Source organism: Aquidulcibacter paucihalophilus (genome assembly GCF_002105465.1).
Classification (GTDB): domain Bacteria; phylum Pseudomonadota; class Alphaproteobacteria; order Caulobacterales; family Aquidulcibacteraceae; genus Aquidulcibacter; species Aquidulcibacter paucihalophilus.
Genome location: NZ_NCSQ01000148.1, coordinates 37,220 through 60,382, shown reverse-complemented (window position 1 = coordinate 60,382; position 23,163 = coordinate 37,220). Strand labels below are relative to the sequence as shown.

Annotated in this window: 19 protein-coding genes and 1 tRNA gene; 16 read left to right on the top strand and 4 right to left on the bottom strand. The window is 55.4% G+C overall.

The window, feature by feature from the left end:
• Positions 1-57: 57 nt before the first annotated feature.
• The 3 genes from B7364_RS10065 to B7364_RS10055 all read right to left on the bottom strand — a co-directional run bounded on the left by B7364_RS10065 (position 58) and on the right by B7364_RS10055 (position 4,571).
• Complete coding sequence (locus tag B7364_RS10065) at positions 58-1,485, bottom strand: serine/threonine protein kinase (RefSeq protein ID WP_085339893.1); 1,428 nt, start codon at positions 1,483-1,485, stop codon at positions 58-60.
• A gap of 3 nt (positions 1,486-1,488) precedes the next feature.
• A complete protein-coding gene (locus B7364_RS10060) occupies positions 1,489-2,226 on the bottom strand; it encodes a metallophosphoesterase family protein (RefSeq protein WP_085339892.1) in 738 nt (245 codons plus the stop codon).
• Between the two features lie 134 nt (positions 2,227-2,360).
• Positions 2,361-4,571 (bottom strand): TonB-dependent receptor, encoded by a 2,211-nt coding sequence (locus B7364_RS10055; protein ID WP_085339891.1) that lies wholly within the window; start codon positions 4,569-4,571, stop codon positions 2,361-2,363.
• Positions 4,572-4,947: 376 nt separating this feature from the next.
• On the opposite strand from B7364_RS10055, the gene B7364_RS10050 reads away from it, so the two are divergent.
• The 14 genes from B7364_RS10050 to B7364_RS09985 all read left to right on the top strand — a co-directional run bounded on the left by B7364_RS10050 (position 4,948) and on the right by B7364_RS09985 (position 21,048).
• Positions 4,948-5,023 (top strand) — tRNA-Trp (locus B7364_RS10050).
• 115 nt (positions 5,024-5,138) lie between these two features.
• Positions 5,139-5,387 carry a preprotein translocase subunit SecE gene (gene secE / locus B7364_RS10045; RefSeq protein WP_085339890.1) on the top strand — a complete coding sequence of 83 codons (249 nt, stop codon included), beginning with the start codon at positions 5,139-5,141 and terminating at the stop codon, positions 5,385-5,387.
• A 1-nt stretch (position 5,388) separates the two neighbouring features.
• A complete protein-coding gene (nusG, locus tag B7364_RS10040; RefSeq protein ID WP_085339889.1) occupies positions 5,389-5,928 on the top strand; it encodes a transcription termination/antitermination protein NusG in 540 nt (179 codons plus the stop codon).
• A 141-nt stretch (positions 5,929-6,069) separates the two neighbouring features.
• Entirely contained in the window at positions 6,070-6,498 is a 429-nt protein-coding gene (gene rplK, locus B7364_RS10035) for a 50S ribosomal protein L11 (RefSeq protein ID WP_085339888.1), read from the top strand.
• A gap of 2 nt (positions 6,499-6,500) precedes the next feature.
• Positions 6,501-7,205, top strand: coding sequence for a 50S ribosomal protein L1 (gene rplA / locus B7364_RS10030; RefSeq protein ID WP_085339887.1), 705 nt, complete (start codon positions 6,501-6,503; stop codon positions 7,203-7,205).
• 315 nt (positions 7,206-7,520) lie between these two features.
• Positions 7,521-8,036, top strand: coding sequence for a 50S ribosomal protein L10 (gene rplJ / locus B7364_RS10025; RefSeq protein ID WP_085339900.1), 516 nt, complete (start codon positions 7,521-7,523; stop codon positions 8,034-8,036).
• Positions 8,037-8,090: 54 nt separating this feature from the next.
• A complete protein-coding gene (gene rplL, locus B7364_RS10020; protein ID WP_085339886.1) occupies positions 8,091-8,471 on the top strand; it encodes a 50S ribosomal protein L7/L12 in 381 nt (126 codons plus the stop codon).
• A 233-nt stretch (positions 8,472-8,704) separates the two neighbouring features.
• Entirely contained in the window at positions 8,705-9,082 is a 378-nt protein-coding gene (locus tag B7364_RS10015) for a hypothetical protein (RefSeq protein ID WP_085339885.1), read from the top strand.
• Positions 8,977-9,477: a hypothetical protein gene (locus B7364_RS10010; protein ID WP_198534180.1), complete on the top strand. Its 501-nt coding sequence runs from the start codon at positions 8,977-8,979 to the stop codon at positions 9,475-9,477. Before B7364_RS10015 ends, B7364_RS10010 begins: the two co-directional genes overlap by 106 nt.
• Before the next feature lie 215 nt (positions 9,478-9,692).
• Positions 9,693-13,817 (top strand): DNA-directed RNA polymerase subunit beta, encoded by a 4,125-nt coding sequence (gene rpoB / locus B7364_RS10005; RefSeq protein WP_085339883.1) that lies wholly within the window; start codon positions 9,693-9,695, stop codon positions 13,815-13,817.
• A gap of 79 nt (positions 13,818-13,896) precedes the next feature.
• On the top strand, positions 13,897-18,096 hold the full coding sequence (rpoC, locus tag B7364_RS10000) for a DNA-directed RNA polymerase subunit beta' (protein WP_085339882.1): 4,200 nt from the start codon (positions 13,897-13,899) through the stop codon (positions 18,094-18,096).
• Positions 18,097-18,246: 150 nt separating this feature from the next.
• Entirely contained in the window at positions 18,247-19,179 is a 933-nt protein-coding gene (locus tag B7364_RS09995) for a carbonic anhydrase (RefSeq protein WP_085339881.1), read from the top strand.
• A gap of 215 nt (positions 19,180-19,394) precedes the next feature.
• Positions 19,395-20,192: a DUF1330 domain-containing protein gene (locus B7364_RS09990; protein ID WP_085339879.1), complete on the top strand. Its 798-nt coding sequence runs from the start codon at positions 19,395-19,397 to the stop codon at positions 20,190-20,192.
• Positions 20,193-20,460: 268 nt separating this feature from the next.
• Complete coding sequence (locus B7364_RS09985; RefSeq protein WP_085339877.1) at positions 20,461-21,048, top strand: cell wall hydrolase; 588 nt, start codon at positions 20,461-20,463, stop codon at positions 21,046-21,048.
• 76 nt (positions 21,049-21,124) lie between these two features.
• On the opposite strand, the gene B7364_RS09980 is transcribed toward B7364_RS09985, so the two are convergent.
• Positions 21,125-21,925, bottom strand: coding sequence for an SDR family oxidoreductase (locus B7364_RS09980; protein ID WP_085339874.1), 801 nt, complete (start codon positions 21,923-21,925; stop codon positions 21,125-21,127).
• Positions 21,926-22,077: 152 nt separating this feature from the next.
• Between B7364_RS09980 and B7364_RS09975 the strand changes: the two genes are divergently transcribed.
• Both B7364_RS09975 and trhA read left to right on the top strand, forming a co-directional pair.
• Positions 22,078-22,359, top strand: a complete 282-nt coding sequence (locus B7364_RS09975) for a succinate dehydrogenase assembly factor 2 (RefSeq protein WP_085339872.1) — start codon at positions 22,078-22,080, stop codon at positions 22,357-22,359.
• A 57-nt stretch (positions 22,360-22,416) separates the two neighbouring features.
• Positions 22,417-23,073 (top strand): PAQR family membrane homeostasis protein TrhA, encoded by a 657-nt coding sequence (trhA, locus tag B7364_RS09970; protein WP_085339870.1) that lies wholly within the window; start codon positions 22,417-22,419, stop codon positions 23,071-23,073.
• Positions 23,074-23,163 lie beyond the last annotated feature (90 nt).

Here is a 23,163-nt window from a genome sequence, read left to right as displayed (position 1 = left end):
CGCACGGCTCTGGTTGAAGAGTTTGTCAACATGACCTAGATTTTTCATCTTAAATTCCTAAGTCTTGTCACCGTCATCTGAAATCGGCCATTCGCGGCGCCGAACCACCGTCACCGTGCAGGGGGCATGGGCGGAAACCTGGGCTGAAACCGCGCCCAAAAGATTACGAACCGTGCTTTCAGCCCGCGCACCCATAATGATGTGATCAACATGATTGGCACGGGCATAGTCCAAAATCGCCTCTGCGGTATTGAGGGCCTCGGGCACATGGTATGAAATCGCTTGTTCACTCAAACCCAAAGGCTTAGCCCATTGCTTTAATGCAACGATCCGGGCGACATGCCGATTGGGCGAGGAGACGACCGGATTTTGATCCAACCCCGCAACACTATTGTTGAGCACGGTCATGACGACCGCACGCGCATCTGGCGTAGCTGCCAAAGTGCTTTGCAATTTATCCCGCAGGGCCCGCCCTAATGGGCCATTGATGGTGGTGGGGTCGAGGGCTACCAAAATGATCGGTGCTGCAGCGAACTTACTTTGACTCGCCAGCTTGCGGGCTGGGGCATATGTCTCGCGATTATGCTTGCGACGGAAGGCCGTTAGCCAAGAATCTTGCCGCAAACGCTGACCGCGTGGGGTCAGCATCATTTGGTCAGGGTTCTTGAGGTCAAACGCCACTTGCGCAGCGGTTGGATAGCGCTGCTCTGGATTAGGCTCAAGGCAGCGCAGGATGACTTCTTGTAGCCAAGGCGGAATATCTTCTCGCCATCGACGCGGCGGAATGGGGTCGCGCCACAAACGCTCCTTAAGTCCCTTCAGGCTGATCGGATCGCCAAAAGGCCGGACGGCGGTTGAGAAAAAGTACAGAAGAACACCCAAAGCAAAGACATCTGAGCGTCGATAATTGCGTACGCCTAGAACTTGCTCCGGAGCCATGTACGGAGCTGTGCCATAAGGCAGCCGGAATTGCTCGGCCATCAGGTCGGGCAAATCGGTGTGGTGTGAAAGACCGTAATCGATCAACACCGCTTCCCCACTTGCCCGAAACAGAATGTTGGAGGGTTTGAGGTCTAGGTGGATGACATTCTGTCGGTGGAGCGAGTCGAGTGCCGTGGCCAACGCGATGCCGATGCTGGCCACTTCGCTGCCAGGAAGGGGCAATTCCTTTAGCTTCGGCAGGAGCGTTTCCCCCGCAATCTCTTCCATCACAATATAGGGCTGCTTGGAGAAGTCGCCGACGCCAAAAGTCTTGGGTACATGTTGCCCAGACAAGCGGGGCAGGATCATTTGCTCCATCTCAAAGCTGACGATCGCTGCAGGATCCTCGCCATCGGCAAGCCGCGGGACCTTCATCAAAAGCGGGAAGGGGATTTCAGGGTGGGTGCAGCGCCACAAAACGGCCATCCCGCCGCGATGCACAATCTCGCCAATTGTGAAATCGTCAATCACCATGCCGGTTTCGATCATGTGTGACGCCACCATAGACTATCGCCCTAAATGGAGGCGGTCAGCTAATCGCCCGGGTAAGCCTGCTGCCCGAATGGAAGCGGCAGCGCCGTCAATATCATAAGGTAAGCGTCGGAATTCGAGTTGTCGGCTCGTTGGATCATACAGCCCATAGCCGGCGAGGGGATTGCCATCGCGTGGCTGGCCAACGCTAGGCAAAACCACGTGCCAACGCCGTGAGCTCAAAAGTGGCACTTTGGCTTCATCTGCGGGTACAAAGCGTGAGATCGAGCCATCACCCGCCAAGCCGTAAATTGCGGGCTGATGGACGTGACCGCACACTACGATGCGGCTTTGTGTGCCTTCCAATGAAAGCTGTGCGCTGGCACAATCGGTGACATAGCGCCATTTTTCTGGCGCGGATGCGTCGGCATGGACATAGAGGCGGTCCTCGTCCTCAATTACCATCGGCAAGCTTTCAAGGAAGGCTTGTTGGTCACGAGAAAGCTGCGCGCGCGTCCAATTGGCCGCACTCGCTGCAGTCTCATTCATCTCGCGATCAAAGTCGCTGGCCATATCGTCGTGATTGCCTTTGACAGCTGCCGCGCCGGCGGCGACCATGGATTCGATCAAGGCCAGAACTTTGCCTGGGTCGCCCCCATAGCCAACAAAATCGCCTAAAAACACATAGCGGGTCACGCCGTGCGCTTCGGCATCCTCCAAACACGCTTCAAGCGCTTGGATGTTTGAATGAATATCGCCAAACAAAGCGATCACGCCCGCCCCCCATGCAGACCAAGACTATAACCGAGTAAGGCCTATAAGTCGCCAGTGTGGTGCTGTAGAAAAAACGGGCCCAACAGATGTCTGTCAGGCCCGCCCATTTTTATGAGGTTTAGGCGGCAAAGAGCCTAGAAATTGACTTTTGCTTCAATGCCCCAAATGCGTGGCGCATTGGTGAAGCCGGTCAGATTGTTGAAGTCGATACCTCCAACCAAACGCTCTTCATTGGTAATGTTGCGGCCATAGGCAGCGATCTCATACTTGTTGTCAAACAAGGTGACACCCGTGCGTAGCCCGCCTTCCCAATAGCCGTCTTCGGAGAATTCGATCGACTTATACAGGGTGAAATAGGTTTCCCCTTTGTAGGCCCAATCGGTCAGCGCGAAGAATTCGTGACCATTGCCGAATGGCTTGGAATATTTTGCCGACACATTGGCAATCCATTCTGGAGCGTTAGGGAAGGGGTTGCCATCGATCCTGGCATTGCCGCCGACCACTGGGTTTTGAATGGTGCAAGGTGCACCACATGCGCCCACAGTCAGAGTTGGGTCATTGATCTCGGTTTTGTTGTAAGAAAGCGAACCGGCAAAGGATAGATTCTGGGTTGGCAACCATTGGAGTTCGGCCTCGAAACCTGAAGCCTTGCCTTCTTTGGCGTTCAACAATTGGTTAAAGTTACCAGCGCCGCCGATAGCGGTGAATTGCTGGTCTTCAATATTCATGGCGAAGACGTTGAAGTCTGCGCGGAGCTTCCGGTCCAATGCGAAGGCTTTCACGCCAGCTTCAAACGAGGTCACAAATTCAGACTTTGCCGTCGTGACAGCTGTCCCGAACAAGATGCGGCCTTGGATGGAAGGGGCGCGATAGCCGCGGGCAGCGCGGGCATACACATTGACCGACTCGGTGGCTTCATAGGTTGCCGACAAGTCCCAAGAAACGGCCTCATCTGAAACGCTTCTGCGAACCGGAGCGATGTTGGCGATGCCGCCTCGCGCCACCAAATCCTTGCTATCGTCCGAATAGCGTAGACCAGCCGTCAAGGCCAAACGGTCGCTTGGCTTATAGGTCAAGGAGCCGAACAAAGCCCAGGAATCGGTATCCTGGGTTTGGCGGGCATCGGTGAACACACCGGTTGGGGAGAAGAAGCCAAGGGAGAAGATCGAGAGTTCTTCCTGGAACACATAGGCCCCAACCTGCCAGCTAAGTGCGCCATCGCCATTGCTGGATAGACGCAATTCTTGTGTGACTTGCTTGTGGTCGTCCACGCCGTCAGCCGTATCCGAGCTGAAGGGGATGAAACCTGGGCCAACACCTGCCACGCCGCCGTCGATGTCACCGCGGCCATAGAAGCTTAAGGTCTCATAGCCGGTCACTGAGGTGAGAGTTACTTTACCAAAGTCATGGGCGATGCGAGCAGTTAGGCCTTTTGATTCCAGCTCTTGGTTGTTGCCTTCACCTTGGTCATAGCTGACGCGATCGGCAACAAAATTGCTGTTGAGGCCGCGCTGGCCTCTGGTAATGACGTTGGCGCGGAAGATTTGTGAGGTGCCGTCGAGCTTGCGTGCATGGGCATTCAGCAAGATGTCGAGTTGGTCACTGGGCTGGATGCGCAATTGGGCGCGGATCGCACGATCATCAAAGCCACCGAGATTCTTTTCAGCCAAGGGCCCTGTGTTGGTGATCCAGTCATCTTGGCCGGTCAACAGCGCAGACACGCGGAATGAAACCGTGTCGCTGATCGCCCCACCCAAAGCACCTTCGGCATCCCGGCCGCCAAACGAGCGGAAGCCGCCCTTCAAATAACCGCTTGATTTGCCATTTGGCTTAACGCTGTCGAATTTGACAATGCCGGCAGGCGTATTTCGGCCAAACAATGTGCCTTGTGGCCCACGCAAAACTTCAATGCGTTCCACGTCAAAGACAGGAAAGCCTTTGAGAACTGGGTTTTCAAATACGACTTCGTCATAGATTAATGACACGGGCTGTGAGGCGTTCAGGTCGAAGTCCGAATTGCCAAGTCCACGCAGGTAGAAGCGGGGGAAGGTGCGGCCGAAGGAGCTTTCGACAACCAGCGATGGGACGCGGCCAGAGAACGCGTTCATGTCGGCGCCGCCCGAAGTGAGCGTTGTGAGCGCATCACCGCGTACTGTCGTCAGCGACGCAGGCACGTCTTGGCTGCTCTCTTCGCGCTTGCGGGCCGTCACGATAACGGTTTCGATGCCGGTTGGTTCTTCCGTTGCCCCTGCAGTTTGCGCAGCGGCAAATCCGGGTGCGAATGCCAGCGTGCTAAAGGCAACAGCACTGACCGAAGCCAAGGCGAGGTGACGTGTAAATCTCATGTGAAGTCCATCCTGATTGTGTAATCGACAATCCGTTGTTTCGCCCCAGTAAGACCGGAGTGGTCGCGGAGGAATCTGAAGCGCCGAATTGCTGATGGACGAGTTGGCTAACGTGCGAATACGGATCAATCTACCTTGGAGATGGTGAAATTCGCCGCATGAGCGACTCTAATTGTCGTGTGTTGCGTTGCTGCAACAATTTGGCGACAGTTTTGCGTTGAGGGGATAGGCCTCCGTCAAACGGCGTCTTCTCACTGCGCAGATAGCATCAAACAATGCGACTTGTTTCACCTGCCCCCCTTGCGTCTGAAGGGGTGTTCGGGCATATGCGGCGGTCCGCGCCCAAGGTCTAATGCCTTCGGGCGCGGCGCGCTTTAGGGGTTTAGCTCAGCTGGTAGAGCATCGGTCTCCAAAACCGAGGGTCGTGGGTTCGAGTCCCTCAGCCCCTGCCAGGCGCGGGACGGTAACAGGAACAGGGTGGCCTCGCTGAAGGGGTTGCTCAACGGAATGCAAAACAGGAACGATTGGGGCTGGCGCTTTCGGGTTGCCCGCACCACCTAAAACATCATGGCACAAGCACCAACCACGCCCACTCCGGCTCCAAAGCCTGCGGTCAAAAAGTCTGGCCTCGTCCAGTACTTTAAGGACGTGCGTTCGGAAATCCGCAAGGTTTCCTGGGCGTCGCGCAATGAGACCTTGGTTTCGACTGTTTTCGTGTTTTTGATGGTCGTGGTTGCCGCGATCTTCTTTTTCTTAGTTGACTTGCTGTTGCGCCGCGCAGTTGGTTTCATACTCGGCATTGGCGGGGGACAATAGGTTGAGCGCCAAATGGTATATTGTGCACGCTTACTCGAACTTCGAGAAGAAAGTTGCAGAGCAGATTAAAGAGACCGCCGCCCAGAAGGGCTTGGCCGACAAGGTTGAGCAAGTTCTGGTGCCATCGGAAGAAGTGACAGAGACTGTCCGTGGCCGCAAACGCGTGAGCGAGCGCCGCTTCTTCCCCGGCTATGTTTTGGTGAAGATGGAGTTGGATGACGCCACCTATCACTTGGTAAAGGACACCCCAAAGGTGACCGGATTTTTGGGGGCGGATGCTGGTAAGCGTCCAACGCCGGTGTCTGAACGTGAAGTTCAGCGCATTCTGGGCGTGGTCGAAGACGGTGTAGAGCGTCCAAAGCAAATTGTTTCGTTCGATTTGGGCGAGAAGGTGCGGGTTATGGATGGCCCATTTGCTTCCTTCGAAGGCCATGTTGAAGAAGTTGATGAGACGCGTCAGCGCCTCAAAGTTGCAGTTTCAATCTTCGGCCGGTCGACGCCGGTTGAACTTGAATATGGGCAGGTGGAAAAGCTCAGCTAATCCACCGGTTCATGAGATGTGGGAGGTTTGCGCAAATTAAGCCAGCGCGGCCGGACCACGTAACCCTCGATCTTCCAGCTAGGCTGGTCTGATCGAAAAACCCAAGCACACCTGAATAGGGTGGCTTTTAGGAGTGGGACTATGGCGAAGAAAGTTCTCGGGCAAATTAAGCTCGAGGTGATGGCAGGCGAAGCAAAGCCTGCTCCACCAATCGGGCCTGCGTTGGGTCAACGCGGCTTGAACATCATGGAATTCTGCAAGGGCTTTAACGCCAAGACGCAGGAAATGGAAAAGGGTACCCCTTGCCCAACCGTGATCACCTATTACCAAGACAAGAGCTTCACCTTTGAGATCAAGACGCCACCTGCGTCGCACTATCTCAAAAAGGCTGCCGGTCTCTCAAAGGGCTCGTTGAAGCCTGGTCGTGACCGCGCCGGTTCGGTGACCATGGCCCAGTGCCGTGAGATCGCAGAAAAGAAGATGAAGGACTTGAACGCTATGGACCTCGACGCCGCGACGAAAATCATCGCTGGCTCTGCACGTTCCATGGGCTTGGAAGTGGTGGCATAATCATGGCTAAAGTTGGAAAACGGCTCGCAGCCGCCCGCACAAGCGTTGTTGCTGAAAAGCTCTACACTTTGGAAGAAGCTATCGCCATCGTGAAGGCTAACGCCAAGGCCAAGTTTGACGAAGGCGTGGATATCGCTGTCAATTTGGGCGTTGAACCAAAATATGCTGACCAAATGGTCCGTGGTGTCTGTAATTTGCCAAACGGTTCTGGCCGTTCGGTTCGCGTGGCTGTGTTTGCTCGCGGTCCTAAAGCCGATGAAGCCCGTGCAGCTGGCGCTGAAATCGTCGGTGCGGAAGACTTGCTTGAAGAAGTGCAAGGCGGCCGCATGGACTTTGACCGCGTGATCGCAACCCCAGACATGATGGCCCTCGTGGGTCGTTTGGGTAAGGTCTTGGGCCCACGCGGCCTGATGCCAAACCCAAAGGTCGGCACGGTGACCATGGATGTCAAAAAGGCTGTTGAAGATTCCAAAGGCGGCGCTGTCGAGTTCCGCGTGGAAAAAGCCGGTATCGTTCATGCTGGCATCGGCAAGGCAAGCTTCACCGAAGCAGCTTTGGTTGAAAACGCCCGCGCTTTGGTCGACGCCCTCGTGAAAGCAAAGCCAACCGGCGCCAAGGGCACTTATGTCCGCCGCGTTTCGATGTCCTCGACCATGGGTCCTGGCGTCAAGGTTGACACCGCTTCTGCGATCAACGTCCCAGCCTAAAGAATTGACGGGCAGGCCTTAGGATCTGCCCGTCCTATCCATTCAAACGGGGGTAACCCCGCGCGAATGCTCTGGTTTGTGTTGTTATCAAGCTAGAGCAACCTGTCCGAGATCATGGATGCCAGTGATGGCTTAATCAGAGAGGCGACTTTCTGGTCCACGTTAGACGGGAGCGAGTGTAACTGATGATAGGTTTGGCAACAAACGGATCAGAGGTCCTTCGTCCCCGGGCAGGCCTGTCGCCGCCCTTTCTTTGGGAGGTGGCAGTCACCGATCGGTGGGATGGTCCCATCGATCAAACCTGAGGAGACCGCGATGGATCGGACCGAAAAGGCCGAAGTCGTCGAGACACTGAAAAGCGTCTTTAACGAGAATACCGTTGTTGTGTTTGCACACTACACCGGAATGACCGTCGCGGAATTGACGGACCTCCGCATCAAGGCTTCGGCCGTTGGTGCGGGCGTGAAGGTGGTTAAAAACCGCCTCGCGAGGCTGGCACTTGAAGGACATCCGGGCCATGGCGCCCATGTGCTCCTGAAAGGCCCGACAGCTGTTGCATTTTCGGAAGACCCAACGGTCGCGCCGAAATTGATGGCAGACTTCGCCAAGTCGAACGATAAGCTCGTTCTGACTGGGGGCTTCATGGGCGCAACAGTGCTGGACGCCAATGGCGTCAAGTCGCTGGCTACCTTGCCATCCTTGGACGAGCTGCGTTCGAAACTCATTGGCGTTATCCAGGCACCTGCCCAGAAAATCGCTGCTGTGGTTCAAGCACCTGCCGCCCAATTGGCCCGCGTTCTGCAGGCACATGCCGACAAGAATGCTGCGTGACGTCCGTCGTCCGCGATACCACTTACAAACTTATCCAAGTCAGGAAACACGAAAATGTCTAAACTCGAAAAGTTGGTCGAAGACCTGTCCGCATTGACCGTTTTGGAAGCTGCTGACCTCGCAAAGCTTCTGGAAGAAAAGTGGGGCGTTACTGCTGCTGCTCCTGTGGCTGTTGCTGCAGTTGGCGGTGGCGCTGCTGCTCCTGCAGAAGCTGCTGAAGAGCAAACCGAATTCACCGTCGTTCTCGCGTCGTTCGGCGACAAGAAGATCGAAGTGATCAAGGAAGTTCGCGGCATCACCGGTCTGGGCCTGAAAGAAGCCAAGGACCTGGTCGAAGCAGCTCCAAAGCCAGTCAAAGAAGGCGTGTCCAAGGACGAAGCCAACAAGATCAAAGCTCAGCTCGAAGCAGCTGGTGCAAAGGTCGAATTGAAGTAAGCTTTCGGCGAAAGCTGAAATCAAAGGCGGGCACCTCTGTGATGGAGGTGCCCGTTTTTTGTGCCTAAAGTGCGGTGCGCCGCCCTCTAGACTTCACGGGGTCGTGAACAAAGTGGAAAGGAAAGCGGGTGTATTCTCGTTGCGCAATGTGATCGATGGCCCAAGACTAGCCGAAGGCCGCACAGGATTAGAAAGCGTGCCGTCTCGTGTTTGCCATCCATGCTTCAAACCCCATGATGACCGCACTCTTCTTGCTGTCAGTTTTGGTATCTATGATCTTGAGCTTGTTTCGGTGGCTGGGTCGTAGAGGGCGAATAGCCCATCCACTCGATCTGGTAACAGCGCTGGGCTTTGTTGGTCTAATCATGACCTGGGGCGTGTTTGTGCCGACCGATGTCTGGGCAACGCTGCATCATCAAACCGAGTCTTGGATTTTTGGCTCAGAGCAGTTTGACGGCGGGATCGTGGAGACCGCCACCGTACTGTTTTATGCGTTGGCGATTGCATGCGCCCTTTTCCTTTTCCGGCGCGCCAGCAGCCTTTATGGCGCGAAGGCCGCGCCTATGTGGCGGGTTATTCTGATGATGGGCATCTTGGCTTTGTTGCCATGATCGGTGAAGAAATCAGTTGGGGCCAGCATTGGCTGGGCTTTGCTACCCCCGAAGGTCTGATCAAGGTCAATCTCCAGCATGAGGCGAACCTGCATAATTTGGTTTCCCCGCGTCTCTATGACGCGCTGTATCAGGGGTTGGGTTGGTGCCTCATCCTCCTGCCACCTATTGCCCATCATTATGGGAAGTCTTTGGCGCATCTAACCATTGTGCGGTTTTTGCGCGATTGTTTCTCTTGGCCGGCTGTCTATGGCTTGATGGTCAGCGCCGGCATCTTGTTGCAACATGAAATCTTTGAAGAATTGTCGGAAATGGTCCTCGCCTTTACTGTATTTTACGCTCTCTTAAGCTTGATGGTGCGGACAAAAAAACGGCCAAGTTTCCTTGCGGCATAAATCTGCTGTGATGACTGCCTGATCCCCCTTTACTTGCAGGGCGACGTAAGACATACGCACGAGGCACCTTCATATTTCCACGCTACGGTCCCACACGCCTGCGGGACCGTTTATTGCGTTTGAAGGGGGCTTTTTCCCGAGCAGGCAATCATTCGGCAGCCTGCGCGCCCAGCCCCCGCTGGATGATCGCGCGGCCCCACAAGAAGGGAAGAGCGATGGCTCAATCGTTCACGGGTAAGAAACGTATTCGTAAATCTTTCGGCAAAATTGCCGAGGCAGTGACTATGCCGAACCTCATTGAGGTTCAAAAAAGTTCCTATGACCAATTCCTTCAAAAAGATGTGCCGCAAGAATTGCGCCGCGATGAGGGCATTGAAGCGGTCTTTAAGTCGGTGTTCCCGATCAAGGATTTCCAAGAGCGCGCCGTTCTGGAATATGTTTCTTTTGAGTTTGAGCCTCCCAAGTTTGACGTGGATGAATGTATCCAGCGCGACTTGACCTATTCGGCTCCTCTAAAGGTCAAATTGCGTTTGATCACCTTCGAATCCGATGAAGATACCGGTGCCAAGTCGGTAAAGGATATCAAGGAACAAGACGTCTATATGGGCGACATTCCTTTGATGACCGACAAAGGTACATTTGTCGTCAACGGGACCGAGCGGGTGATCGTGTCCCAGATGCACCGTTCGCCAGGCGTGTTCTTTGATCATGACAAGGGCAAAACCCACTCATCGGGCAAATTGTTGTTTGCTGCCCGCGTGATCCCATACCGTGGTTCTTGGCTTGATTTTGAGTTTGATGCCAAGGACGTGGTCTATGTGCGGATCGACCGCAAGCGCAAGCTGCCTGCGACTACCATCCTCTATGCGCTGGGCATGGACGCAGAACAAATCCTGTCGACCTTCTACAAGACCATCACTTACACGGCTGCTGAAGGCGGTTGGCACATTCCGTTCGTGCCAGAACGTTGGCGCGGCCAAAAGCCAGCTTATGACTTGATCGATGCGGCGACCGGCAAGGTTGTGGCTGAAGGCGGCAAGAAATTGTCGGCCCGTAACGCGAATAAACTGGCCGAAGAAGGTGTCACCAACTTGTTGGTGCCCGACGATCAATTGATTGGCCGGTTTGCCGCTTTCGATATCGCAAGCGCTGAAAATGGTGAGATCTATGCCGAGGCCGGCCAAGAGTTGAGCCATGTTCAAATCGTGGAAATGCGCCAAGCTGGCGTGACTGAAATTGATGTCTTGGACATCGACAATGTCACCGTTGGCCCTTGGATGCGCAATACGATCGTTCTGGACAAGAATGACGGCCGCGAAAGCGCTTTGACCGACATCTATCGCGTGATGCGTCCCGGTGAGCCACCGACGCAAGAAACCGCGCAAGCCATGTTCCAATCCTTGTTCTTTGACAAGGAGCGCTATGATCTCTCGGCTGTGGGCCGCGTGAAAATGAATATGCGCCTCGACCTCGATGTGGATGACGAAATGCGCGTTCTGCGCAAGGAAGACATCATTGAAGTTCTGAAGGTCTTGGTCGGTCTGCGTGATGGCCGCGGTGAAATCGATGACATCGATAACCTTGGCAACCGCCGCGTCCGCTCGGTCGGCGAATTGATGGAAAATCAATATCGTGTTGGCCTGCTGCGAATGGAGCGCGCGATCAAGGAACGCATGGGTTCGATCGATATCGACACCGTCATGCCGCATGATTTGATCAACGCTAAACCAGCAGCCGCTGCCGTGCGTGAATTCTTTGGCTCATCGCAATTGTCGCAATTCATGGACCAAACCAATCCGCTGTCGGAAATCACCCACAAGCGCCGCTTGTCGGCCTTAGGTCCCGGTGGTTTGACGCGCGAGCGTGCGGGCTTTGAAGTCCGCGACGTGCACCCAACCCATTATGGCCGTATCTGCCCAATCGAGACGCCTGAAGGTCCGAATATCGGACTGATCAACTCGCTCGCGACCTTTGCGCGCGTCAATAAATACGGCTTTATCGAAAGCCCGTATCGGCGCGTGATCAACGGCAAGATGCAAGAAGAGGTGATCTATCTCTCGGCGGTTGAAGAAGCCAAATATGCGATTGCACAGGCAAACTCGCCCGTGGATGAAACTGGCTATATCACCGAAGAGTTGGTCGAAGCCCGTCAAAACGGCGATGCCACCATTCTGCATCGTGATCTGATCGAATTCATCGACGTGTCGCCAAAGCAGGTGGTTTCGGTGGCTGCGGCCTTGATCCCATTCTTGGAAAACGACGACGCAAACCGCGCTCTAATGGGCTCGAACATGCAACGTCAGGCCGTGCCTTTGGTGAAAGCCGAAGCACCGCTGGTCGGCACCGGCATGGAAGGCGTTGTGGCGCGCGACTCTGGTGCCACCATCGTCGCCCGCCGTCCCGGGATCGTCGAGCAAATCGACGGTACACGTATCGTTGTGCGGGCCACTGAAGAAACCGATCCAACCAAGCCAGGCGTTGACATTTATCGCTTGATTAAGTTCCAACGCTCGAACCAAAACACCTGCATTAACCAGCGTCCTCTGGTTCGGGTTGGCGATCTGGTTCGTGATGGCGACATCATTGCCGACGGTCCATCGACGGATCTGGGTGAATTGGCTCTAGGCCGTAACGTGCTCGTCGCGTTCATGCCCTGGAATGGTTACAACTTCGAAGACTCTATCCTGATTTCAGAGCGCATCGTGCGCGACGACGTCTTCACCTCGATCCATTTGGAAGAGTTTGAGATTTCGGCACGCGATACCAAGCTCGGCCCCGAAGAAATTACCCGCGACATTCCAAACGTCGGCGAAGAAAGCCTGCGGAACTTGGATGAAGCAGGTATTGTGGCCATTGGTGCGGAAGTGAACCCAGGCGACATTCTGGTCGGCAAGGTCACGCCAAAGGGCGAAACCCCTATGACACCGGAAGAAAAGCTCTTGCGGGCGATCTTCGGTGAAAAAGCGTCTGACGTTCGCGACACCTCTTTGAAAGTGCCACCTGGTGTTCAAGGCACGGTTGTGGAAGTCCGTGTGTTCAACCGCCACGGTGTCGACAAGGACCAACGCGCGATGCAAATCGAGCGCGAGGAAATTGAGCGTTTAGCCAAGGACCGTGACGATGAGTTGGCGATCCTTGAGCGCAACATCTATGGCCGCTTGAAGGAATTGCTGGTCGGCAAGGAAGGCCTGTCTGGTCCTAAGGGCTTTAGCAAAGGCGAAATCACCGAAGAAACCTTGGCAGATTTCTCTAAGGGTCAATGGTGGCAGATCGCGATTGCTGATGAAGCGGCGATGGGGGAAATCGAAGCCATTCAAAAGCTGTTCCAAGATGCAAAGCGCAGCTTGGATGCCCGCTTTGAAGACAAGGTTGAAAAGCTGCGTCGTGGTGATGAATTGCCTCCGGGCGTGATGAAGGTCGTCAAAGTCTTCGTGGCCGTGAAGCGCAAGCTGCAGCCCGGCGATAAAATGGCCGGTCGTCACGGCAACAAAGGGGTTATCTCACGCATCACCCCCATCGAAGACATGCCATTCCTCGAAGATGGCACCCATGTTGATATCGTGCTGAACCCCTTGGGTGTGCCATCGCGGATGAACGTGGGTCAGATCCTTGAAACCCACTTGGGTTGGGCCTGTGCGGGCCTTGGCAGGCAAGTCAAGGATGCCTTGGAAGCCTATGAGCGGGCAGGGGACAAGGCGCGCTTTGTCGAAACCTTGACCAGCATTTATGGGCCGAATGAGGAATTGCCAACCAGCGAGGAAGACCTGAAGATCTTGGGTCGGAACCTGTCGTTCGGCGTTCCTATCGCGACCCATGTGTTCGACGGTGCACGCGAAAGTGACATCCGGGAATTGTTGCGCCGCACGGGCAATGATGAGACCGGGCAGAGCACGTTGTATGATGGCCGTACCGGTGAGGCGTTCAAGCGCAAAGTCACCGTGGGCTATATCTACATGCTCAAGCTGCACCACTTGGTGGATGATAAGATCCACGCCCGTTCGATCGGTCCATACTCGCTCGTCACCCAGCAGCCGCTGGGCGGTAAGGCGCAGTTTGGCGGTCAGCGCTTTGGGGAAATGGAAGTCTGGGCGCTGGAAGCCTATGGCGCCGCTTACACCCTGCAAGAGATGTTGACGGTAAAGTCTGACGACGTCGCTGGCCGGACCAAAGTGTATGAGAGCATCGTGCGCGGTGATGATACGTTCGAAGTCGGTATCCCTGAATCGTTCAATGTTTTGATCAAGGAAATGCGTTCCTTGGGTCTGAACGTGGAGTTGGTTGAAGGGATGGGCGCTGCTGTTGGCGATGGTGCCGGCGGACAACTCCCACCGAAGAAATAATCCACATTTGATTGAGTTTGCGGGGCGTGGTTTGCACGCTCCGCTTGGTTCTCTTCACGAGAACGGGAGACTGGGTTCTATGAATCAAGACGTGATGAACATCTTTGGCCCCCAAGCCATTGCCCCACAATTCGACAATATCCGCATTGCTTTGGCCAGCCCCGACCAAATCAAGGCGTGGTCCTATGGCGAAGTGAAAAAGCCAGAAACCATCAATTATCGGACCTTTAAGCCCGAGCGCGACGGCTTGTTCTGCGCCCGCATCTTTGGACCGATCAAAGATTATGAGTGCTTGTGCGGCAAGTATAAGCGCATCAAATATAAGGGCGTCACCTGCGAAAAGTGCGGCGTGGAAGTTACCCTGCAGCGCGTCCGCCGCGAGCGCATGGGCCATATCGAATTGGCAGCCCCTGTTGCCCACATCTGGTTCCTGAAGTCCTTGCCATCACGCATTGCTTTGATGTTAGATATGGCGCTGAAGGATGTTGAAAAAGTTCTCTATTTTGAACGTCACATCGTGATCGAGCCAGGCATCACGCCCTTTACTGAGCGTCAGCTGATCGATGAGAACGAGCTTTATGAGGCTCAAGACACCTATGGCGAAGACAGCTTCACGGTGGGCATTGGTGCAGAAGCCGTTCGCACCATGTTGGAAGCCATCGATCTGGAAGAGACTGCTAAGCAGATCCGCATCGACATTTCTGAATGCACGACAGAGCTAAAGCCAAAGAAGCTCGCCAAGCGTTTGAAGCTGATCGAAGCCTTCATGAATTCTGGCAACCGTCCAGAATGGATGATCATGACGAACATCCCCGTCATCCCACCCGAGTTGCGCCCCTTGGTGCCTCTCGATGGTGGCCGGTTTGCAACCTCTGACTTGAACGACCTCTATCGCCGTGTGATCAACCGCAACAACCGTTTGAAGCGCCTGATCGAGCTGCGTGCGCCAGACATCATCGTGCGCAACGAAAAGCGCATGTTGCAAGAATCCGTCGACGCTTTGTTCGATAACGGCCGTCGCGGTCGCGTCATCACCGGTGCCAACAAGCGTCCGCTGAAGTCCTTGGCCGACATGTTGAAGGGCAAGCAAGGTCGCTTCCGTCAGAACTTGCTTGGTAAGCGCGTCGACTATTCTGGCCGTTCGGTGATCACCGTGGGTCCAGAATTGAAACTGCATGAGTGCGGTCTGCCCAAGAAGATGGCTTTGGAATTGTTCAAGCCCTTCATCTATCAGCGTTTGGACGCCAAAGGCCTGTCCAGCACGGTGAAGCAATCGAAGAAGCTCGTGGAGAAAGAGCGTCCTGAAGTTTGGGACATTCTCGATGAAGTCATCCGCGAGCATCCTGTGATGCTGAACCGCGCGCCGACCTTGCACCGCTTGGGCATCCAAGCCTTTGAACCAAAGCTGATCGAGGGCAAGGCCATCCAGCTGCACCCGCTGGTCTGTACCGCGTTCAACGCCGACTTCGACGGCGACCAAATGGCTGTTCACGTGCCCTTGTCGATTGAAGCCCAGCTTGAAGCGCGCGTCTTGATGATGTCGACCAACAACATCTTGAGCCCTGCGAGCGGCAAGCCCATCATCGTGCCAAGCCAAGACATCGTTTTGGGTCTATACTTCTTGTCGATTGAGCGCGATGGCGAAGTCGGCGAAGGCAAGGCTTTCCGTGACTTGGGCGAAATCGAAGCGGCTTTGGATGCTGGCGTGGTGACACTACACTCGAAGATTAAAGCCCGCTATGTCGGCGTGGATGAGGACGGCAAGCCTGTAACCAAGACGATCAACACGACTCCGGGCCGCTTCATGATTGCCGATTTGTTGCCACGCCACCCCAAGGTGCCGCCAACGATCGTCAATCAATTAATGACCAAGAAGGAAGTCTCCAACATCATCGACCAAGTCTACCGCTTCTGCGGCCAGAAGGCGACGGTGATCTTTGCAGACCGCATGATGCAATTGGGCTTCAAGGAAGCTTGTAAGGCCGGTATCTCCTTCGGCATGGCCGATATGGTGGTGCCCCCTGAAAAGGAAGCTATGGTCGAAGCAACCCGGACCAGCGTGGAAGAATATGAGCAACAATATTCTGACGGTCTGATCACCAAGGGTGAGAAATATAACAAAGTCGTGGATGCTTGGTCGAAATGTACCGACCGCGTGGCAGATGCGATGATGGAAGAAGTCTCGAAGCTGCGCCCAGGTCGCGACGGCAAGACCTTGGAGATGAACTCCGTTTACATGATGGCGCACTCCGGTGCCCGTGGTTCGAAGAACCAAATGAAGCAATTGGCCGGGATGCGCGGTCTGATGGCCAAGCCATCGGGCGAGATCATCGAAACGCCCATCATCTCGAACTTCAAAGAAGGTCTGACGGTTCAGGAATACTTCAACTCCACTCACGGTGCGCGTAAAGGCTTGGCCGATACGGCATTGAAGACCGCAAACTCGGGTTATCTCACCCGCCGTTTGGTCGACGTGGCGCAGGATTGCATCATCACCGAAGAAGATTGCGGCACCTCGATGGGTATCGAGTTGCGGGCCGTTACCGAAGGGGCTGAAGTCATCGTGTCGCTGGAACAGCGCATTCTGGGCCGGACCTTGGCGCAAGACGCCGTGGACCCGCAAACCGGCGAAGTCCTCTATCCGCAAGACACCTATGTGGATGAAGATATTGCCATCGCCATCGAAAAGGCAGGCGTACAGACCATTAAGGTCCGTTCGCCGCTGACGTGTGAAACCCGCAACGGTGTGTGTGCGACCTGCTATGGCCGTGACCTCGCCCGCGGTACTCGCGTCAATCATGGCGAAGCGGTGGGCGTTATCGCGGCCCAGTCGATTGGTGAACCCGGGACACAGCTCACCATGCGGACCTTCCACATTGGTGGGGCCGCGCAGGTGGCCGATACCAGCTTCATGGAAGCCGGTCTTGATGGGGAAGTTCGCTTCATCAACCGGGCAACGGTGAAGCGCGATGATGGCGATTTGGTCTGCTTGAGCCGGAACATGGTGATCGCCGTGTTTGATGGCGAAGGCAAAGAACGCCAGTCCTTCAAATTGCCATTTGGTGCGCGCATTCGTGCCGAAGACAAGACCAAGGTCGTTCGCGGCCAGCGTCTGGCCGACTGGGACCCATTTGCAACCCCAATCGTCACCGAAGTTGGCGGGCGTGTGCGTCTGCAAGACCTCGTGGACGGCGTTTCAGCCCGCGACGAGTTGGACGACGCCACCGGCATTTCGTCCAAGCGCGTGATCGATTGGCGCGGTTCGAAGGCCAATAACGACCTTCGCCCAGCCGTCGCTTTGCTGAATGAAGATGGCAGCTTCGTGAAATTGGCCAATGGCGCAGACGCAGTCTACACCTTGCCAATTGATGCGATCTTGTCGGTTACCGACGGTGAGTTGATCGGGCCAGGTGCCACTCTGTCGCGCGTTGCGACCGGTGGGGCCAAAACCCGCGACATCACCGGGGGTCTGCCGCGCGTGGCGGAATTGTTCGAAGCCCGTCGTCCGAAGGATCATGCGATCATCGCGGAAATCGATGGCCGCGTAGAATTCGGTAAGGACTATAAGAACAAGCGCAAAGTACTCATCATTCCCGATGATGAGGCCCTTGAGCCCGCAACCTATCTGATCGCCAAGGGTAAGCACTTGTCGGTTCAAGATGGTGACCGGATTAAGCGCGGCGAATATCTGCTTGATGGCAACCCAGCCCCACAAGATATCTTGGCGGTTCTGGGCGTGGAAGCTTTGGCCGAATATCTGGTTGAGGAAATCCAGAAGGTCTATCGTCTCCAAGGCGTGGGTATCAATGACAAGCACATTGAAACCATCGTCCGCCAGATGTTGCAGAAGGTGGAAGTCACCGATCCAGGCGATACCGACATGATCAAGGGCGATGCCATTGATGAAGTCGATCTGATCGATGAAAACGCCCGCATGAAGGAATTGGGTCTGCGCGAAGCTACCGCAGAGCCTGTGCTTCTGGGCATCACCAAAGCCTCGCTGCAGACACGCTCGTTTATTTCGGCCGCGTCCTTCCAAGAAACCACCCGCGTCCTTACCGATGCGGCGGTTAATGGCAAGCACGACACTTTAGAAGGCCTCAAGGAAAACGTCATCGTGGGCCGCTTGATCCCAGCCGGTACGGGTGGTGCGCTGCGCCGCTTGAAGGCGATTGCCGCCTATCAGGATGCCGATGCGGCGATCGAGCAAGAAAGCGCGATGGAGCCCTTGCCTGCCGAAGTAGCCGGTATGGACGTTGTCGACCTCGGCACGGAATAAGCTGCTCCTTCTTCTCGCATCTCAAAAGGCCCCGGAGAAATTCGGGGCCTTTTTTATGTTTCGCATTTGCCGCCCAGATCCCACCCGCTATTACCTTTCCCTTTCCGATCACAACCGCCTCACAGAAAAGTGAGAAAGGCTTAACGCCTCATGGTTAAGCTTGGCACCCATGAAGCGAAGGATGCGGCCATGAAGCGTGTGTTGGCAGGTATTGGAATTGTAGCCTTGGTGGGCGTGATCGGCATTGGCACCGCCAAAGCCTTGATGGGCGGTGAGGCACCCCATGCTGCGGCTGAGGCAATGCACGGTGCCGCTGATGCCCACAGCGCCCCCGCTGCCCATGAAACCGCAGATGCACACGCCGTCCCAGACAAAGAAGAAAAGTCGATACTGTCGCATTTACTTCCCGGAAAAGACGGCGCGCATTGGGATTATGAGGGCGCTAATGGGCCGGAAAATTGGGGCAAGATGGCCGAGGCCAATAAGGCTTGCGCCTCGGGCCAAGAACAATCGCCAATTGACTTAACAGGCGGGGTTGATGCGGAAGTTTCCAATATTGCACTACATTGGAATCCCAGTGCCTGGAGCGTCGTCAACAACGGTCACACCATCCAAGTGGAAGGCAAGGATGGCGGCTATGCCACCATTGATGGTGAGCGCTTTGAACTTATTCAATTCCATTTCCATACCCCATCTGAGCACACAATCGATGGACGCAATTATCCTATGGAAGTCCATTTTGTGCACAAAAATGCCGAAGGCCGACTGGCGGTCATTGGCGTCTTGATGATGCCAGGCGGGGAAAATCCCTTATTCTCAAACATCATGGAAAAGGCCCCGAAAGAAGAGGGCTCTGCCAGCTTAGGCGTGATTGAGCAGCGCGGCATGATCGCGCCGATTGATGGGGTTTATCGCTATCAAGGCTCTCTTACCACACCTCCTTGTTCTGAAACGGTTTTGTGGACTGTTTTGTCGACGCCGATCTTGGTCTCGCAAAAGGATGTGGAAGCTTTCCAAGCTCTGTTCCCGATGAATGCCAGACCCATCCAGCCGGTCAATCGCCGCTACGTTTTGCGCGATTAGCTTAAGTGCGGCACGGCAAGCGGCCTTGCCTCCCCAATTCATCCCCTCTGAAGCGTGAGCTGCCAGCGGGAACCCTATGGGATGTTGCGGTAGATGTTGTCTTCCACAAAACTTTGGTGGCGAACCGCGTTCAGAGCTTTCCAAACCTACAAAAGAATATACCATTCGCCCTTATGTGCGACGGCCATGAAGGCATGCAGGGGAGGTTGGCTTAGATGAAGCAACGGGCAGGGGTGTTTACACGCGTGGTGCGTTTTTTGGCATTCGGCCTGGCCATCATGACCAGCTTTGCGCCCCGCCTTGCCGCTGCGCAAACAACTGCGGCTGCCAATCCCGGCTATCTGGTTGTTGTCGGCAAGACTACAGACCGCGCCAAGATTGGGGCTTATGCTGCGTCTCTGCCGCCGATTTATGCGAGCCTCGATGGCTATTATCTGGCCATAGGTGCCCCCGGGCGCGGCGTGACCTGGCTTGAAGGGCCTTGGACTGACCGCTCACTCATTGTCGCCAAATTTCCGACCCGCGCCGGGGCCGACGCCTTCTGGTGGGGCGAGGCTTATCGGGCTGCCATCCGCAAGCGCGATAATGCGGGTGTGTTCAGCGTGGTGGCAATTGAAGGGGCTGGGTCCACGCCTTTTGAAGGGGCGGGGGCTGGCTTTTTAGTGGTCATGACAGGACCCACTGGCAAAGGACCTCACGAGCTACAGGCATCCGAGCGCGCTGCAGCCAGCCTGATCGACGGGGTCAAGCGCTCTGGCGGCCAATTGGTCAATTCGGCTGGTATCGGCCAGTTCACGCCGATGGAAGGCGATACCGTGTTTGACCGTGTCGTGGTGGCCGCTTGGCCGAGCCTTGCCGCCCGCGACGCTTATCTGGCCAGCGCTGATGCAGCTGAGGCCAAGCGCTTGCGTAGCCTTGCAGGTATCAGTGCGGTGGCGGCAGCAAATGGGATCGCCCGAACACAAACCCCACCGGCCGCCACCCCTAAACCCACCAGTGAGGCCCCTAAATAGGGCGAATCATGTCGTGCTAACAGAGGGGGGTGTCGGCATTTTTTGACCGAGAAAACCTTCCCGTTTGGCCGCAGGATTAACCACAAATATGGGTCAGATCCGCCCAAAAATCGGTCAGACATCCCCCCTATGCGGAATTGCAACGCTGGCGTAACCATCTAAAACCCTTAACTTAATTTATCTAATTTTCCCCAATTTCGCGAAAGTTACAGGGTGCGACTGCGTTGCTGCGTTTGCGAAATAGGGTGGGGCGGGCTACAAGCCCCCCATGAAGTCGGGACAGACCGGCCTCTCTAGGACCCTCGCGCGTGATGCTGCGACCGTCCTAGGGACTGTGTGTTTGATCGTATGCCTCAGCACGATCGCTCATGCAGAACCTGTGGTGGAAGGTGCCCAGGTTGATGCCGACATAACCACGACCCAATCCCAGGGTATACCGCAATCGAAGCGCAACACGGCCGAGCTCGACCGTGCGCGTCAGATACGGTGTCTGGCTGAGGCAGTGTACTATGAAGCGAAGGGTGAGCCCCGTCGCGGCCAAGAAGCAGTAGCTGAAGTGGTTGCAACGCGGGTGGCTTCAAAGGCATATCCGAAGAGTTTCTGTGGCGTTGTATATCAACGTACCGGACGGACGTGCCAGTTTTCATGGGCGTGCAGCGCAAGGCGCGCCCCAAGCGGTCTGCAATGGCAACGCGCCAATGAGATTGCTGAACGTGTCGTCGATGGGTGGAGGCCCGGTGTCGCACCCGGTGCGACCCATTTTCACGCGACATTTGTTGACCCCAGCTGGACGCGCGTCTATCGCCGCGTCACCAGTATTGGGGGCCATGTCTTCTACCGCCAGATTGTGCGGTAAACCCAACCGAAGTTGCCGATAACTTCAGACCTAACCAATGCCCTCGCTGTTTCCGGCGAGGGCATTTTGGTTTTTACTAGCCATTCAGCACGGATTTGCGCAATTGTTTGGCGAGATATTTCGGCAGGAAGCGGCTAAAGAAATGCGCGCGGTCGGCGGCTTTGCCCACTTTCACAATCACATCATCGCCATGAACGGCATCCCATGTCCGCGCAGCTGCCATTTCCACGGGATAAATCTCAATGCCCTTCATGGCAGGGCGTTCTTTCGAATTCGATCCTGGTGTCTCGACCATGTCGAGGATGGGTGTGTCAACAAACCACGGGCAGAGCGCGATCACGCGGATATTCTTGCGCGAGAACTCAACATCCAAAGCCTCGCTTAGGCCGCGCACCGCAAATTTAGTGGCCGAATAGACCGCAAGGCGCGGGGAGCCGACGAGGCCTGCGGTGGAGGCTGTATTAATCACGCGCGCCCCAGGTGTGGTCTCCAACAAAGGTAGAGCGGCATAAATGCCATTCATAACGCCCTTTAAATTCACATCGACCACGAGGTCTGCGTCATCTTGGGCGACATCTTCATACCAGCCGTGTTTGCCGATCCCGGCATTATTGAACAAGACATGCATCCGCCCGCCGGTGGCGTCGCCAAACTGGCTGACCGCATTGCTCCAGCCGTGCCGGTCGCGCACGTCAAACACGCCGGTGCAATAAGAATCAACCGGCATATGGGCCGCGGTTTCGGCAATGCCAGCGGCATGGACGTCATAGAGCCCGCAATACCAGCCGCGCTGGGAAAAATGATGCGCCGTTGCCCGGCCGATACCAGACCCTGCCCCGGTTATAAAAATGGTTTTTCGGCCGCGCGCTTCACTCATAACCTCTCCCTTCTGTCTGATCCCTGGCGCTTTAGCGTAGCGCTTGTCCTTGAGACCTGCAGAAACCCTACCGAACGGCACAAATGCACTGCGGTCAAGTGTGCTGGTTTGTGGCTGCCGCGCTATATATGCGTGCAGACAGGAGAAATGTCATGAACGACCGCGACATGTGGATCAAGCAATTGCGCTATCGCGCGTGGCGACGCGGCTTTCGCGAGCATGATTTCTTGATGGGAACTTTTGCCGATCAGCATTTGGCCGAAGCCAGCGCAGCCGATTTGGCGCTGTTTGAGGCGCTACTCGATCAAGCCGATTGGGACGTTTATTATTGGATTGTCGGCCAAGTGCCGGTGCCAGAAAAATTCCAAGGCCCCGTGATGGACAAGCTGCAAGCCTTGAGCTTCACCGTTGAAACCATCCGTCAAACAAGTTGACAAGCAAAGCCCGTAAACGCCCTTACGAATGCCATAATCTCATGTATAGACAGATTTATGGCAAGCGATCTTGATCATTATCCCAGTGACTGGGCCCGCCGGGCGGACTTAATCGTCCATATCGCGGGACTAACCTTGGCCTTATTTGGTGGCGGCTTGGCACTAGGCCTTGCCGTTAGCCATGGCATGCTGGGCAAAGTGGCAGCGGTTTCTATCTATGCCTTGGGACTGATTGCGATGCTGGCTTTCTCGCTGGCTTATAATTTTGCCAAACCCAGCTGGCAGCCGTTCTTGCGCCGCCTCGACCATGCGGGCATCTTTTTGATGATTGCCGCAAGCTATACCCCTTTCACCACCCAAGCTCTAACCGGCGCTTGGTCCATCGGCATGACCACCGCGGTGTGGGCTTTGGCGGCCTTGGGAATTGCGGGTAAGATGTTTCTGCCTGGCCTCGGTAAGGCGATTTGGGTTGTTCTGTATCTGGCTTTAGGCTGGATGGTCGTGATTGCGATTAAGCCCATGGTTGAAGAAGTGCCGCCTGTGGCGATGTGGCTCTTGGCGGCAGGCGGTGTGGTTTATTCTGTTGGAACTCTATTCTACGCAGCCAAAGGCCTTAAATTCCGGCGGGCGATTTGGCATGGCCATGTCGTGGCCGCAGCTGGCTTGCATTATGCAGCCATTTTAGTGGGCGTTGTATTGGTTGGGGCCAATTAGCTTGCCCAAAGGCCGCCTGGACGCGGCTTGCTGCAAAAGATTTCCGATTGGTAAGAACATTTTTGATCTCCCCTTGTGAGCGCTTTGGAC